The sequence below is a fragment of the Vibrio sp. YT-19(2023) genome (genome assembly GCF_033337395.1).
On sequence record NZ_JAWOQN010001249.1, the window covers coordinates 1 to 501 of the forward strand.

General features: G+C 47.5%; 1 protein-coding gene. It reads right to left on the bottom strand.

The annotated features are described in order from the left end of the window. Positions 1–501 (bottom strand): thiamine pyrophosphate-binding protein (locus R7E78_RS31090; RefSeq protein ID WP_318059269.1); only part of this gene is annotated, 501 nt, incomplete at both ends.

Consider the following 501-nt stretch of genomic DNA (forward strand, 5'->3'; position numbering starts at 1 on the left):
CGACATAAAGCACCGGTTTTTTCGCTTCAATCAAAGACTTGAGCGCTTTCTTGATTTGGCCTTTATGACCCGAAGTGGTTGGCTTGTATGAACGCATCGAAATGCTTTCTGGATATTGGTAAGGCAGTTTGATTTGCGGATTCATTACGTCTTTTGGCAAATCAATCACAACTGGCCCAGGACGACCCGTTGTTGAAATGTAGAAGGCTTTTTTGATCGTTTCAGGGATATCTTCCGCCTTTTTCACCAAAAAGCTGTGTTTTACTACCGGACGAGAGACGCCCACGATGTCACATTCTTGGAAAGCATCGTTACCAATCAGGTTGTTTGGCACGTTCCCTGAAATCACGATCATCGGAATGGAGTCCATGTACGCCGTTGCAATACCGGTAATGGTATTGGTTGCGCCAGGCCCTGAACATACCAGTACCACACCCGGCTTACCTGTTGCGCGAGCGTAGCCATCAGCCATGTGTGTCGCAGCCTGTTCGTGTCTTACTA